Source organism: Streptomyces sp. NPDC055189, assembly GCF_053606765.1.
Map to the genome: position 1 here is coordinate 1 of NZ_JBSGSG010000103.1, position 14,216 is coordinate 14,216.

Annotated in this window: 13 protein-coding genes; all 13 read right to left on the reverse strand. The window is 69.4% G+C overall.

Translation table 11 applies throughout. The annotated features are described in order from the left end of the window. Window positions 1–62 precede the first annotated feature (62 nt). Complete coding sequence (locus ACWFR3_RS40920) at window positions 63–1,178, reverse strand: DivIVA domain-containing protein (protein ID WP_453739796.1); 1,116 nt, start codon at window positions 1,176–1,178, stop codon at window positions 63–65. 46 nt (window positions 1,179–1,224) lie between these two features. After that, window positions 1,225–1,509 (reverse strand): YggT family protein, encoded by a 285-nt coding sequence (locus ACWFR3_RS40925; RefSeq protein ID WP_361188804.1) that lies wholly within the window; start codon window positions 1,507–1,509, stop codon window positions 1,225–1,227. Between the two features lie 70 nt (window positions 1,510–1,579). Continuing rightward, on the reverse strand, window positions 1,580–2,224 hold the full coding sequence (locus ACWFR3_RS40930) for a cell division protein SepF (protein ID WP_453739797.1): 645 nt from the start codon (window positions 2,222–2,224) through the stop codon (window positions 1,580–1,582). 124 nt (window positions 2,225–2,348) lie between these two features. Beyond that, entirely contained in the window at window positions 2,349–3,068 is a 720-nt protein-coding gene (locus ACWFR3_RS40935; protein ID WP_453739798.1) for a YggS family pyridoxal phosphate-dependent enzyme, read from the reverse strand. A gap of 6 nt (window positions 3,069–3,074) precedes the next feature. After that, window positions 3,075–3,806 carry a peptidoglycan editing factor PgeF gene (gene pgeF, locus ACWFR3_RS40940; RefSeq protein ID WP_453739799.1) on the reverse strand — a complete coding sequence of 244 codons (732 nt, stop codon included), beginning with the start codon at window positions 3,804–3,806 and terminating at the stop codon, window positions 3,075–3,077. Next, window positions 3,803–5,029 carry a cell division protein FtsZ gene (ftsZ, locus tag ACWFR3_RS40945; protein ID WP_453739800.1) on the reverse strand — a complete coding sequence of 409 codons (1,227 nt, stop codon included), beginning with the start codon at window positions 5,027–5,029 and terminating at the stop codon, window positions 3,803–3,805. Before ftsZ ends, pgeF begins: the two co-directional genes overlap by 4 nt. Before the next feature lie 275 nt (window positions 5,030–5,304). Further along, window positions 5,305–6,111, reverse strand: coding sequence for a cell division protein FtsQ/DivIB (locus ACWFR3_RS40950; protein WP_453739801.1), 807 nt, complete (start codon window positions 6,109–6,111; stop codon window positions 5,305–5,307). 35 nt (window positions 6,112–6,146) lie between these two features. Further along, window positions 6,147–7,241, reverse strand: coding sequence for an undecaprenyldiphospho-muramoylpentapeptide beta-N-acetylglucosaminyltransferase (murG, locus tag ACWFR3_RS40955; protein WP_361188817.1), 1,095 nt, complete (start codon window positions 7,239–7,241; stop codon window positions 6,147–6,149). Between the two features lie 6 nt (window positions 7,242–7,247). Then, on the reverse strand, window positions 7,248–8,570 hold the full coding sequence (gene ftsW / locus ACWFR3_RS40960) for a putative lipid II flippase FtsW (protein ID WP_453739802.1): 1,323 nt from the start codon (window positions 8,568–8,570) through the stop codon (window positions 7,248–7,250). Between the two features lie 83 nt (window positions 8,571–8,653). After that, on the reverse strand, window positions 8,654–10,060 hold the full coding sequence (murD, locus tag ACWFR3_RS40965) for a UDP-N-acetylmuramoyl-L-alanine--D-glutamate ligase (RefSeq protein ID WP_453739803.1): 1,407 nt from the start codon (window positions 10,058–10,060) through the stop codon (window positions 8,654–8,656). After that, a complete protein-coding gene (gene mraY, locus ACWFR3_RS40970; protein ID WP_160504534.1) occupies window positions 10,060–11,130 on the reverse strand; it encodes a phospho-N-acetylmuramoyl-pentapeptide-transferase in 1,071 nt (356 codons plus the stop codon). Before mraY ends, murD begins: the two co-directional genes overlap by 1 nt. Beyond that, a complete protein-coding gene (locus ACWFR3_RS40975) occupies window positions 11,127–12,539 on the reverse strand; it encodes a UDP-N-acetylmuramoyl-tripeptide--D-alanyl-D-alanine ligase (RefSeq protein WP_453739804.1) in 1,413 nt (470 codons plus the stop codon). Before ACWFR3_RS40975 ends, mraY begins: the two co-directional genes overlap by 4 nt. A gap of 4 nt (window positions 12,540–12,543) precedes the next feature. Beyond that, the gene (locus ACWFR3_RS40980) at window positions 12,544–14,196 is read right to left on the reverse strand and encodes a UDP-N-acetylmuramoyl-L-alanyl-D-glutamate--2,6-diaminopimelate ligase (protein WP_453739805.1); all 1,653 of its coding nucleotides are present in this window, start codon (window positions 14,194–14,196) and stop codon (window positions 12,544–12,546) included. Between the last annotated feature and the right edge of the window lie 20 nt (window positions 14,197–14,216).

Genomic DNA, 14,216 nt, shown 5'->3' on the forward strand with positions numbered 1-14,216 from the left:
CCCCAGAAACTCTGGGGGCCTCGCCCTGAACGCTGCCGACGCCTAAGGCGTGGAAACGGCCGTCAGTTGTCGTCCTCGTCGATGAGGAAGCCACGCATCGGCGACGGAGCCTGCTGCATGGGCTGCGGGGCCTGCGGCCGCACCGGCGCCATCGGCTGGGTCATCGCCGGGGACATCTGCTGCTGGCCGCCACCGTAGGACGGGCCACCGGTGGGCTGGTTGCCGCCCATCGACTGCTGGCCGCCGTACGACGGGGCGCCCGCGCCGGCCGGTGCCATGGAAGGCGCCGGGGACGGCGGAAGGGAAGCCGTCGCCGGGGTCCGCGGCGGGGCCAGCGAGTCGTCGGCCTGGGTCTCCAGCTGACGGAGCTGCGACTCCAGGTACGACTTCAGACGCGTGCGGTACTCGCGCTCGAAGCCGCGCAGGTCCTCGACCTTGCGCTCAAGGGTGGCGCGGGCGGACTCCAGGGAGCCCATCGCCACGCGGTGCTTCTCCTGCGCGTCCCGCTCCAGGGCGTCGGCCTTGGCACGGGCGTCGCGCTCGAGACCCTCGGCACGCGAGCGCGCCTCGCCGACGATCTTGTTGGCCTCGGAACGGGCCTCCGCGATCGCCTGGTCAGCGGTCTGCTGGGCAAGGGAGAGCACGCGTGCGGCGCTGTCGCCACCGGGGCCCTGGCCGGGCTGGGGCATCTGCGGACCGTGGCCGCCCATGGGACCACCCATGGGGCCGCCCATCGGACCGCCCTGGCCCATCGGACCCGGACCCTGCGGGCCACCCTGCTGCGGGCCGTGCCCACTGGGACCCGCGGGCAGCTGCGGCGCGCCACCGGGCAGCTGCGGCGGACCGCCCATCTGCTGGTGCTGCGGATGCTGCTGCGGGTGCTGCTGCTGCGGCGGCACCGGCTGCGGGCCAGATATTGCGGCGGGCACAGGTGCACCCGGACCGCGCTGGTCCTGCGGTTCTGGAGGCTTGCGCATCCCGCCCTGCTGCTGGTTCTGCGCAGCGGCGCGGGTGGCTGCGGCCAGTTTGGCGCGCAAGTCCTCGTTCTCGCGGAGCAAGCGAGTCAGTTCGGCTTCGACCTCATCGAGGAAGGCATCGACCTCGTCCTCGTCATAGCCTTCTCGGAGGCGGACGGTCGTGAACTGCTTGTTCCGCACGTCCTCGGGGGTCAACGGCATCTCTTCACCTCAACGTAGTCGTCGGCATTCGGCAAGACCGTATCGTTCACAAGCCGCTCACGACGGTGATCAGGATGTAGACGATGATCATCAATACGAAGAAGGACAGGTCGAGCGCCACGCCCCCGAGACGCAGCGGCGGAATGAACCGCCGCAGAAGCTTGAGCGGTGGATCAGTGACAGTGTAGGTGGCCTCCAGAACGACCACCATCGCCTTGCCGGGTTGCCATGAGCGGGCGAACTGGAAGACGTAGTCCATGACCAACCGGAAGATCAGCACGATGAGGAAGCACATCAGCGCGATGTAAAGCACCTGCAAGACCACGCCCATGTTGGCGGTTCCCTCTCCCCTGTTACTCGTGCTGCGTTTGCCGGTTCTGCGTTACTGCGTCACTTACGTCTCAGCTCTGGTTGAAGAACCCGCCCTCTGCGATGCGAGCCTTGTCCTCCGCCGTTACATCGACGTTAGCAGGCGACAACAGGAACACCTTCTGCGTCACTCGCTCAATGCTGCCATGGAGGCCGAAGACCAGACCGGCGGCAAAGTCGACAAGTCGCTTCGCATCCGTGTCGTCCATCTCGGTCAGATTCATGATCACCGGGGTGCCTTCGCGGAAGTGTTCCCCGATGGTACGGGCCTCGTTGTACGTCCGCGGGTGCAGCGTGGTGATGCGGTAGGGCTCCCGCTCGGACACGACCTTGGGCATGATCACCGGTGCGTTCTTCTCCAGGCTCTGGCGTTCAGGTGTGATGGATGCCACGGGGGCGATTCGCGCCGGACGTCCGGATTCCGCGGCTAGCGAAGCGGAATGGGCGACCGGCTCACGCTGTGCGGGGGGCTGTACCACTCGTACCGATTCGTCCCTTTCGGGCACGTGTGCCTGACGGGACTGGTGGGACTGATGTGACGGCTCATGCCGCCGGCGGTCCCGCTCGGGCTCCGGCTCGGGTTCGAACTCGTCATCGGGGTCGAACCCCGGACCGTCGTACCCGTCGTCCTCCACGAGGCCGAGGTAGACCGCCATCTTGCGCATCGCGCCGGCCATGCTCTGAGTCCTCCGCTCTGTGGTGGATCGGCTGTCGTCACCAACTGCCCGCGATCCACGAGGCCTCCCCGCCCAACAGCGAGAATGACCATATTTTCTGCTGTGGTCCGACTTCTTGGCGACGTTACCCGAGCCCGGGTCGGACTCCGAGTACCGCCGTACCGACGCGCACATGTGTCGCCCCGGCCGCCACGGCCTGTTCGAGGTCCGCACTCATCCCTGCCGACACCATGTTCGCAGCCGGATGAGCCGCGCGCATGAGGGTTGCGAATTCCATCAACCGCTCGAACGCCGCCTGTTGCCGTCCCGCGTACGGACCGGTGAGCGGCGCCACGGTCATCAGACCGTCGAGCCGCAGCCCCGGAGCCCCGGCCAGAAGTCCGGCCAACTCTTCGATTCCGCCGGGGCCCACGCCCCCGCGCTCGCCACGGCCGTTCTCCTCGGCGTCGAGGGCGACCTGGATCAGACAGCCGAGTTCCCGCTCCGCGCGCACGGCGCCCGCCGACAGGGCCGTGACGAGTTTGGGCCGGTCCACCGACTGGACCACATCGGCATAACCGACCACGGAACGCACCTTATTGGTCTGCAATTGACCGACAAAATGCCAAGTAAGGGGCAGATCCGAGCAGTCGGCGGCCTTGGGGGCCGCGTCCTGGTCGCGGTTCTCGGCGACATGACGTACGCCGAGTTCCGAGAGAATCCGCACATCGCTCGCGGGATAGGTCTTGGTGACCACGATCAGGGTCACCTCTTCCCGCTTGCGCCCGGCCGCCGCGCACGCCGCGGCGATGCGCTCTTCGACCTGCGCCAGATTTGCGGCGAGTTGAGACTTACGGTCCGTCATGCCCTATCAGTCCAGCCAGACATAGCCCGCGAGACGACCGGTGGTCCGGTCGCGGCGGTACGAGAAGTGGTCACCGGATTCCAGGGTGCACACCGGCGACTGCTCCCGGTCGCGCACCCCGAGCCGCTCGAGCTGGGCGTGCACCCCCGCGGTCACGTCGACCGCCGGAGTGCCCCAGCTCGTCTCGGCGTACGCCGCGGGCTCGATCGCGGCGACCTCTGCTCGCATCGCCTCGGGAACTTCGTAGCAGCGGCCGCAGACGGCGGGGCCGGTGCGGGCGATGACGCGAGCCGGGTCGGCGCCCAGCTTCACCATCGCCTCGACGGCGGCGGGGACGACCCCCGCCAGCATCCCCGGCCGCCCCGCGTGCGCCGCCGCGGCGACCTTGGCCACCGGGTCGGCGAGCAGGACGGGCGTGCAGTCCGCGGTGAGCACCGCGAGGGCCAGGCCCCGGCGGGCGGTCACCACGGCGTCGACCGCCGGGATCTCGGCGTCGGAGCCCCAGGGCCCGTCGACCACGACGACGTCGGGGCCGTGCACCTGGTTCATCCAGACGACCCGCGCCGGGTCGATGCCGAGGGACTCGGCGGCGAGCGCACGGTTCTTCCGTACGGCCCGGGGGTCGTCGCCGACCGCACCGCCGAGATTGAGCTCTTCGTACGGAACGGCGCTCACCCCGCCCCACCTGTCGGTGAAGGCGAAGTGCGCGCCGCTCCGTGTGCTGTGCCTGCTTATCACTTCAGGAAGTCCGGCACGTCCAGCTCTTCGGCCTGGCTGTCCGAGTACGGACGGGCCGGCGGAACCTGCGGCGGGGCCACGGGCGCGGACGGGGCTTCGTTGACCGGAGACACCTCGACGGGCTCCGGAGCCGACGGCTCCTCGTGCGACGTGACGCTGCCGAGGCCGCCGTAGGGCGAACGGGACTCGGCGGGACGGCTCGTGGCCGCCGGCTGCTCGTCGCGCTGCTTGGACGAGGACGCCGAGCCGAGGACGGTGTCCCGCTTGGACGGCGGCTGCCCGCCGTCGAAGCCCGCCGCGATGACGGTGACCCGGACCTCGTCGCCCAGGGCGTCGTCGATGACGGCACCGAAGATGATGTTGGCCTCGGGATGGGCCGCCTCGCTGACCAGCTGAGCCGCTTCGTTGATCTCGAAGAGGCCGAGGTCGGAGCCGCCGGAGATGGAGAGCAGGACTCCCCGCGCTCCGTCGATGGACGCCTCCAGGAGCGGCGAGGAAATCGCCATCTCGGCTGCGGCCACCGCGCGGTCGTCGCCGCGGGCCGAGCCGATGCCCATGAGGGCCGAACCGGCCTCGGACATGACCGACTTGACGTCGGCGAAGTCGAGGTTGATCAGACCCGGCGTCGTGATGAGGTCGGTGATGCCCTGGACACCGGAGAGCAGGACCTGGTCCGCCGACTTGAAGGCGTCCAGAACGCTGACCTGGCGGTCCGAGATGGAAAGCAGCCGGTCGTTGGGGATGACGATGAGGGTGTCGACCTCTTCGCGCAGCTCCGCGATCCCGTCCTCGGCCTGATTGGCGCGACGACGGCCCTCGAAGGTGAACGGCCGGGTGACGACGCCGATGGTCAGGGCGCCCAGGGAGCGGGCGATGTTGGCGACGACAGGTGCGCCGCCGGTGCCGGTGCCACCGCCTTCGCCGGCGGTCACGAAGACCATGTCGGCCCCCTTGAGGACCTCCTCGATCTCCTCGCGATGATCCTCGGCCGCCTTGCGGCCGACTGCCGGGTTGGCTCCGGCGCCGAGGCCGCGGGTGAGTTCACGGCCCACGTCGAGCTTGACGTCGGCGTCGCTCATCAACAGGGCTTGCGCGTCGGTGTTGATGGCGATGAACTCGACGCCCTTGAGACCGACCTCGATCATCCGGTTGATGGCATTGACACCACCGCCGCCGACACCGATGACTTTGATGACTGCGAGGTAGTTCTGCGGTGCTGCCACGTCGAAGGCCTCTCGCCTCGAGTTACGTGTCGTCGCCTCGCGGTCAAGCGCCGCGACGACTGATGCCGAATGGGACGGTCCGAACGCCGACCCGAACCCTAACGCTGAAGTTTAGGGTTACCAGTGTGTCTGTTCCTTGGACTCTTCCGAACAGGACACTAAGTCGACAAGTGGCGCACGTTCAACGAACACGCCGAACCTCCCGTTTTTCTTTTCACCCTATGTGATCAGCCGTAGCGCTGCCGAACCAGGGTGCTGGCCTGCGACGATATGCGTCAACTCGCCGATGATGCAGGGGCGGTGGGGACACTCACGTCGAAGTGCCGCGCCTTGGGGGCGGCTTTCATCAACGCGGTGAGTGTGCTTGCCTTCGTCCGGCCCTTCTCGCTGCTGCCCCACGCTACGGTGCGGCCGCCGCTCAACTCCAGCGAGATCGAGTCGTACGAACGGACCTTGACGGCCCTGGTATCGCGGGCCACGGCGGCCGGAAGCGCACCCGCGACGCTTACCGACTCGCGCCGCAGACGGTGCTCGTCGAAACGGCGCAGACTGGAGGCCGCGTTCTCCTGGTCCGGCGTCAATTCCAGGAGCGGAACACCCTTCGGCGCGTGTCCGACCGTGGCGAATCGCACGCCCTTGGCGTCCACTTCGACGAACTTTCCGCCCTTTTCGATAAGCAGAACGGGCTTGCGTTCGGTCACTTTCAGACTGATTCCGTGTGGCCAGGAACGCTCGACCTCGACCGAGTCGATACGCCGGAGTTTCCCCCGCAGCCGGTCCTCAAGGGCATCGGTGTCGACCGAAATCAAGGGCGCACCGATCGGGGCCGCGGCTGCTTCACGTACCTCTTCGGGCGTCAGAATCCGGGTGCCCGAAGTCGTCACGCGCTCCACGCGCAGCCACTGCGAGCCGTAGAGCAGCCAGACGCCTCCCGAACCGAACAGCACGAGTGCGATCAGCGAGAGGATCAGGGTGCGCGGCCGCGGCATGCGTACGCGGGACCCCAGAAGGCGGGGAGGGCGGGGCGGGCGGGACCCACCAGAAGCAGATCTCTGCCGTTCGGCGGTGGTCGGTCCGGCCACGGTCCCCTGCCTTCTGTGTGCCTATCTGTGCCGTCTCACCCGTTGCGGCGCGACGCGATCGCCTCGTACACCATGCCGACGAGGAGGTCGTCGGCATCCCTGCGGCCGAACTCCGATGCGGCACGCGACATCTCGTACAGCCGGTGCGGGTCGGCGAGCACCGGGAGGACGTTGCCCTGCACCCACTCGGGCGTCAGTTCGGCGTCGTCCACCAGGAGTCCGCCGCCCGCCTTGACCACCGGCTGGGCGTTCAGCCGCTGTTCGCCGTTGCCGATGGGCAGCGGGACGTATGCGGCCGGCAGCCCGACGGCGGAGAGTTCGGCGACGGTCATCGCGCCCGCGCGGCAGAGCATCATGTCCGCCGCGGCGTACGCGAGGTCCATCCGGTCCACGTACGGTACCGGGATGTAGGGCGGCATACCGGGCATGTTCTCGACGTACGGCATTTCGTTCTTCGGGCCGACCGCGTGCAGGATCTGGATTCCCGCGCGCTGGAGGACCGGAGCGACCTGCTGGACGACCTCGTTGAGCCGCCGTGCGCCCTGCGAACCACCGGAGACGAGCAGCGTCGGCAGGTTCGGGTCGAGGCCGAAGGCGGCGCGCGCCTCCGGGCGGACCCTGGCCCGGTCGAGCGTGGCGATGGTGTGGCGCAGCGGGATGCCGATGTAGCGGGAGTTGCGCAGCTTGCTGTCCGGTGTGGCGACGGCCACCCCGGCGGCGTACCGCGAACCGATCTTGTTGGCGAGGCCGGGACGCGCGTTGGCCTCGTGCACGACGATCGGGGTCCCGGTCCGCTTGGCCGCGAGGTACCCGGGCAGCGCGACGTAGCCGCCGAAGCCGACCACGCAGTCCGCCTTCGTGCGCTCCAGGATCTGCTCGGCCGCCTTGATCGTGCCGCGCAGCCGTCCCGGCACGGTGATCAGCTCAGGGGTGGGCTTTCGCGGCAGCGGTACGGCCGGGATCAGCGCGAGTTCGTAGCCCCGCTCGGGTACGAGCCGGGTCTCGAGTCCGCGCTCCGTGCCCAGGGCCGTGATGCCCACGGTCGGGTCCTGCCTCCGCAGGGCGTCCGCGAGGGCGAGCGCGGGCTCGATGTGGCCGGCGGTCCCCCCACCGGCGAGTACGACATGCACCGAAATTCACCGCTCTCCGGACGAACGCGCCTTGACGCGCCGTCTCATCGTGTTCCATCTCACCCGAGGTTGCCGCATGGCCAGGGCCGCCTTTGCCGCCGGGTCCTCCCGCGCGAAGGCGATGAGGAGTCCGATGGCGAACATGGTCGGCAGCAGGGCGGAGCCCCCGTAGGAGAACAGCGGGAGCGGGACACCGGCGATCGGCAGCAGACCGAGCACCGCACCGACATTGATCACGGCCTGCGCCGTGATCCAGGTGGTCACGCCTCCCGCGGCATACCGTACGAAGGGGTCCTCCGTGCGTCCGGCCACGCGGATACCCGCATAGCCTAGAGCCGCGAACAGAGCGAGCACCGACAGCGTCCCCGCCAGGCCGAGTTCCTCCCCCGTGATGGCGAAGATGAAGTCGGTGTGCGGTTCCGGCAGTTGACCCCATTTTTCCACACTCGCGCCGAGGCCGGAACCGAAGAATCCGCCGGAGGCCAGTGCGTAGATCCCGTGCACTGCCTGCCAGCACTGGTCGCCGGGTCCCGGATCCGTGGCGCCGATGCAGGCGAGCCTGGCCATGCGGTTGGGGCTGGTCTTGATGAGGATCACGCCGAGCAGGGCCGCGATGGAGAGCACTCCCGCGAAGAGCCGCGTCGGTGCGCCCGCGAGCCAGAGCAGGCCGAAAAGGATCGCCGTGAGGATGATCGCCGTGCCCATGTCGCCGCCCAGCATGATCAGTCCGAGCAGCATGAAGGCGACCGGGACGAGCGGCACCAGCATGTGCTTCCACTGGGTCAGCAGGCGCTTGTCCTGTTTACGGGCGAGCAGGTCCGCGCCCCACAGGACGAGGGCGAGCTTGGCGAACTCACTCGGCTGGAGCTGGAACGGGCCGCCCAGATAGATCCAGTTCTGGTTTCCGTTGACGCTGCGCCCTATCCCCGGGACCTGTACGAGCACCATCAGGAAGACGGTCACCGCGAGGATGGGATAGGCGAGCGCCCGGTGCAGCTTGATGGGCATCCGCATGGCCACGAACAGCAGGATCGAGCCGAGTACGGCCGCCGTGAACTGCTTGCGGAAGAAGTACGAGGCGGGCAGGTCCAGCTGCAGCGCCTGGATCATGGACGCCGAGTAGACCATCACCAGGCCCAGCACGGTGATCAGCAGGCTGCTGCCGAGGATGAGGTAGTAGGCGGTCAGCGGCCGGTCCCAGGCGCGCTTGAGCCGGGTGTGGAACCGCCGCAGCGCGTTCTCGCTCGGCGGGCGCGGTACGCGCGCGGGACGGACCGGTGCGGGCCGCCTGGCGAGGCGCGTGGGCGCTCGCCCGCTACTGCCGGCCATCAAGGCCCCCGCCAAGACACCACGACGCTGCCACGTGCCCTCCTAAGGGTGTGCCGGGCGCCCCCGGACCACGAGGGTCCGCGTCAGGCGCTCGCGCCGAGTTCGCGGACCGCGTCCGCGAACGCGTCACCACGCTTGTTGTAGTTGGTGAACATGTCCATCGACGCACAGGCCGGAGCCATCAGTACGGTGTCCCCCGGCTCGGCGAGCCGTGCCGCCTGCTCCACCGCCTCGGACATCGCCCCAGTGTCGGTCCGGTCGAGGTCGACGACCGGGACCTCGGGGGCGTGTCGCGCGAGGGCTTCGCGGATCAGCGCGCGGTCGGCGCCGATCAGGACGACACCCCGCAGCCGCTTCGCCGACTTGGTGACGAGCTCGTCGAAGGTGGCGCCCTTGGCGAGGCCGCCCGCGATCCAGACGATGGATTCGTAGGCCGCCAACGAGGCTTCCGCGGCGTGGGTGTTGGTGGCCTTGGAGTCGTCGACGTACGCCACTTCGGCCACGTCGGCGACGTGTTCGATGCGGTGGGCGTCCGGACGGAAGGCGCGCAGACCGTCGCGTACGGCCGTCGCGGGTACTCCGTAGGCGCGCGCCAGAGCCGCCGCGGCCAGGGCGTTGGCGATGTTGTGCGGCGCGGGCGGCTGCACGTCGGAGATCTCCGCGAGCTCCTGGGCCTGCTTCTGGCGGTCCGGCACGAAGGCACGGTCGACCAGAATGCCGTCCACGACGCCCAGTTGCGAGGGCGCGGGCGCATTCAGCGTGAAACCGATGGCGCGGCAGCCCTCTTCGACGTCGGCCTCGCGGACCAGGTCCTCGGTGGCCTTGTCGGCGAGGTTGTAGACGCAGGCGATCTGATTGCCCTCGTACACACGGCCCTTGTCGGCGGCGTACGCCTCCATGGAGCCGTGCCAGTCCAGGTGGTCGGGCGCGAGGTTCAGGACGGCCGCGGAGTGGGCGCGCAGCGAGGGCGCCCAGTGCAGCTGGTAGCTGGAGAGTTCGACGGCGAGTACGTCGTACGTCTCGTCGCCGGTGACGACGTCGAGCAGCGAGACCCCGATGTTGCCGACGGCGGCGGTGCGCAGACCGGCCGCCTCCAGGATCGAGGCCAGCATCCGTACGGTCGTGGTCTTGCCGTTCGTGCCGGTGACCGCGAGCCACGGCGCGGCGTCGGGGCCGCGCAGCCGCCAGGCCAGCTCCACGTCGCCCCACACCTCGACGCCCGCTGCCGCGGCGGCCGCGAAGAGCGGCTTGCCGGGCTTCCAGCCGGGCGTGGTGACGACGAGTTCGGTGCCTTCGGGCAGGGTGTCGCCGTCACCGAGGCGGACGGTGACGCCCAGGGCCTCGAGGTCGGCGGCCTGCGTGCGGGAGCGCTCGTCGTCGCCTTCGTTGACGACGGTGACCACGGCTCCGAGGCCGTGCAGCACGCGGGCCGCCGGGATGCCCGATACGCCGAGCCCCGCGACAGTGACGTTCTTTCCTGCCCAAGTCATTACTTCTTGGCTGCCCATCCTGCGTAGAAGAGGCCGAGTCCGACGATCACGCACATGCCCTGGATGATCCAGAAGCGGACCACCACAAGGACTTCGGACCACCCCTTGAGTTCGAAGTGGTGCTGGAGCGGTGCCATGCGGAAGACGCGCTTGCCGGTCATGCGGAACGAGCCGACCTGGATGACGACCGACATCGTGATCAGGACGAAGAGGCCGCCGAGCAGGGCGAGGAGCATCTCCGTGCGCGAGCAGATCGCGAGGCCCGCGAGCGCGCCGCCGAGGGCGAGCGAACCGGTGTCACCCATGAAGATCTTGGCGGGCGAGGTGTTCCACCACAGGAAGCCGAAGCAGGCACCCATCAGGGCGGAGGCCACGACAGCCAGGTCGAGTGGGTCTCTGACCTCGAAACATGCCTGCGGGTTGGTCAGCGTGACCGCGTTGGCGCAGGACTCCTGGTACTGCCAGACACCGATGAAGGTGTACGCGCCGAAGACCATCACCGAGGCGCCCGTGGCGAGGCCGTCGAGGCCGTCGGTGAGGTTCACGCCGTTCGACATCGCGAGGATCATGAACAGCGCCCAGACCACGAAGAGCACCGGGCCGATCGACCAGCCGAAGTCCGTGACGAACGACAGCTTGGTGGAGGCCGGGGTCTGGTTGCGGTTGTCCGGCCAGTTCAGCGCGAGCACGGCGAAGCCGATGCCGACGATCAGCTGTCCGGCCATCTTCGCCTTGGCGCGCAGGCCGAGCGAGCGCTGCTTGACGATCTTGATGTAGTCGTCGAGGAAGCCCACGAGGCCCATGCCCGCCATCAGGAAGAGCACGAGCAGGCCGGAGAGCGTGGTCTCCGTACCCGTGATGATCTTCGTGAGGAAGTACGCGATGAGCGTGGCCAGGATGAAGGCGATACCACCCATGGTCGGCGTACCGCGCTTGCTGTGGTGCTCGCGCGGGCCGTCGTCCCGGATGAACTGCCCATAGCCCTTGCGGGCAAGGAACTTGATAAGGAGCGGGGTTCCGACCAGGGTCAGGAAGAGCCCGATCACACCCGCGAAGAGGATCTGCCTCATCGGCCGGCGACCTGCCCCTCGGACGACGCGGCGTCATCGAGCAGCGCCGTGGCGACCCGCTCGAGACCGACCGATCTGGAAGCCTTCACCAGCACGACGTCTCCCGGGCGCAGCTCGCTGCGCAGCAGGTCGATCGCCGCCTGTGCGTCGGACACGTGCACCGACTCCTCACCCCACGAACCCTCGTTGTATGCGCCCAGTTGGAGCCAGGACGCTTCCCTGCCCCCGACTGCCACGAGCTTGCTCACGTTCAGCCGGACAGCGAGCCGTCCGACCGCGTCGTGTTCGGCGAGCCCCTCGTCACCGAGCTCGGCCATATGACCGAGCACCGCCCACGTACGACGTCCCTTGGCCATGGCCGCGAGCGCGCGCAGGGCGGCTCGCATGGACTCGGGGTTCGCGTTGTAGGCGTCGTTGACGACCGTCACGCCGTCCGGGCGCTCGGTGACCTCCATCCGCCAGCGGGACAGCGTGCCCGCCTCGGAGAGCGCGCGGGCGATCTCGTCTGCGGACATGCCCAGCTCATGGGCGACGGCGGCCGCGGCAAGCGCGTTCGACACGTGGTGCTCACCGTACAGCCGCAAGGTCACGTCGCTGCACCCGGAGGGTGTGTGCAGCGTAAAGGCAGGCTGTCCGATCTCCGTGAGCCGGACATTCTCGGCACGTACGTCGGCGTCGGCGGACTCTCCGAAGAGCAGGACGCGCGCCTTCGTACGCGAAGCCATGGCACGGACGAGGGGGTCGTCGGCGTTGAGGACGGCGGTGCCGTCGGCGGGCAGGCTCTCGACGAGTTCACCCTTCGCCACTGCGATCTGCTCGCGTCCGCCGAACTCGCCGATGTGGGCGGTTCCGACGTTGAGCACGAGGCCGATCTTCGGCGGGGTGAGGCCGGTGAGGTAGCGGATGTGGCCGATGCCGCGCGCGCCCATCTCCAGGACGAGGAACTGCGTCTCGTCGGTGGCGCTGAGGGCGGTGAGCGGCAGGCCGATCTCGTTGTTGAGCGAGCCGGGCGTGAAGACCGTGGGCGCCTTGCTCCGCAGGACCTGGGCGAGCAGGTCCTTGGAGCTGGTCTTGCCGACGGACCCGGTGAGCGCGACGAGCGTGGCGCCGAGGCGCTCCACGACGTGCCGCGCCAGGGCTCCGAGGGCCGCCTGCACGTCGTCGACGACGATGGCGGGCACGCCGACGGGGCGCGAGGCGAGGACGGCGGCGGCGCCGGCTTCGACGACCGCGGCCGCGTAGTCGTGGCCGTCGACGCGCTCGCCCGCGAAGGCGACGAAGAGGCTGCCGGGCTCCACTTCACGGGAGTCCCGCACGACCGGTCCGGTCACCCGGACGGACGGATCCGGTATGTCGTGGGTCTGCCCGCCGACGACACTGGCGATCTCGGCGAGGGAGAGGGCGATCACAGATTCATCCCTGGGTTTGCTGGATAGCTTCGCGAAGTACCTGGCGGTCGTCGAAGGGACGCACCACCCCGGCGATGTCCTGTCCCTGCTCGTGGCCCTTGCCCGCGACGAGCACCGTGTCGCCGGGCTCGGCCCTGGCGACGGCCGCGCGGATGGCGGTGGCGCGGTCCTCGAAGACGGCGACGTCGCCGCGCTCGTGGATCGGCACGTCGGCGGCGCCGGCGAGCATCGTGGCGAGGATCGCGAGGGGGTCCTCGCCGCGGGGGTTGTCCGCGGTCAGTACGGCGGTGTCGGCGAGCCGGGCCGCCGCGGCGCCCATCGGCATCCGCTTGGTCTTGTCCCGGTCGCCGCCGCAGCCGAGCACGATGTGCAGCTTGTTCTCGGTGACCTTGCGCAGGGCGCGCAGGACCGATTCGACGGCGTCCGTCTTGTGGGCGTAGTCGACGACGGCGAGGTAGGGCTGGCCCTCGTCGATGCGCTCCAGGCGGCCCGGCACGCCCGGCACCGCCGCGACGCCGTCGGCGGCCTGCTGTGGGTCGATCCCGGCGACGGCGAGCGAGACGATCGCGGCGAGCGTGTTGGCGACGTTGAAGGGGCCGGCCAGCGGGGACCGCGCGGTGATCCGCTCCCCCTTCGGGCCGACCGCGACGAACGTGGAGTCGAACGCCATGACCTCGACGTCCTCCGCCCGCCAGTCGGCGTCGGGGTGGCCCTCGGCGGAGAACGTCGTGACGGGGACCTCGGACTCGGTGATGAGCCTGCGGCCGTACTCGTCGTCGAAGTTGACCACTCCGAGCCGGGAGCGCTGTTTGGTGAACAGCTGCGCCTTGGCCTGGAAGTAGTCCTCCATGTCGGAGTGGAACTCCATGTGCTCCGGGCTGAGGTTGTTGAAGACGGCGACGTCGAAGACGCAGCCGTCCACCCGGCCGAGCACGAGGGCGTGACTGGAGACCTCCATGACGACGGCCTCGACGCCGCGTTCGCGCATCACCGCGAACAGCGCCTGGAGATCGGTCGCCTCGGGGGTCGTACGTTCGGACTTGATGCGCTCCTCGCCGATGCGCATCTCGACCGTGCCGATGAGCCCGGTCGACCGGACGCCCTTGAGACCGCCCTCGACGAGGTACGCCGTGGTGGTCTTGCCGGACGTGCCGGTGATGCCGATCTGCAGGAGATCGCGCCCCGGATGGCCGTACACCGTGGTCGCGAGCTCCCCCATGGAGCCGCGCGGGTCGGCGACGACCAGGACCGGCAGGCCCGTGACGGCGGCGCGTTCGGCGCCCGTCGGGTCGGTGAGGATCGCGGCGGCACCGAGGTCGGCCGCCTGCGCGACGAAGTCGGCGCCGTGCAGCCGGGCACCGGGCAGTGCGGCGTAGATGTCGCCGGGGCGGACGGCGCGGGAGTCGTGCGTGATGCCGCTGACCTCCCCCGCGCCCGGGGCGGCGACCCCCAGCTGATCGGCGATCGTGGCGAGCGGCGTCGCGGAGACCTGGACCGGCCGCGGCGGTCCCGGATATGTCACGGGAACGCCCTTCTGGGTGGTTTGGGACTGATCAGCGTGTGGCACGGCGGTGAGCGTACCGGGCTCACCGGGCTCAGGGCGAAGCGGGCGGTGTGGCGGGGGCTGGTTCCCCGGCGCCGGAGTGATCGTTGTCACGGGTTTGTCCTGGTAGGGCT

Bases quoted from the DNA above. Each gene is read 5' to 3' on its own strand.
- mraY (WP_160504534.1), bottom strand. From the start codon at position 11,130: ATGAGGCAGATCCTCTTCGCGGGTGTGATCGGGCTCTTCCTGACCCTG.
- murD (WP_453739803.1), bottom strand. From the start codon at position 10,060: ATGACTTGGGCAGGAAAGAACGTCACTGTCGCGGGGCTCGGCGTATCG.
- ACWFR3_RS40925 (WP_361188804.1), bottom strand. From the start codon at position 1,509: ATGGGCGTGGTCTTGCAGGTGCTTTACATCGCGCTGATGTGCTTCCTC.
- ACWFR3_RS40930 (WP_453739797.1), bottom strand. From the start codon at position 2,224: ATGGCCGGCGCGATGCGCAAGATGGCGGTCTACCTCGGCCTCGTGGAG.
- ACWFR3_RS40935 (WP_453739798.1), bottom strand. From the start codon at position 3,068: ATGACGGACCGTAAGTCTCAACTCGCCGCAAATCTGGCGCAGGTCGAA.
- ACWFR3_RS40920 (WP_453739796.1), bottom strand. From the start codon at position 1,178: ATGCCGTTGACCCCCGAGGACGTGCGGAACAAGCAGTTCACGACCGTC.
- ftsW (WP_453739802.1), bottom strand. From the start codon at position 8,570: ATGGCCGGCAGTAGCGGGCGAGCGCCCACGCGCCTCGCCAGGCGGCCC.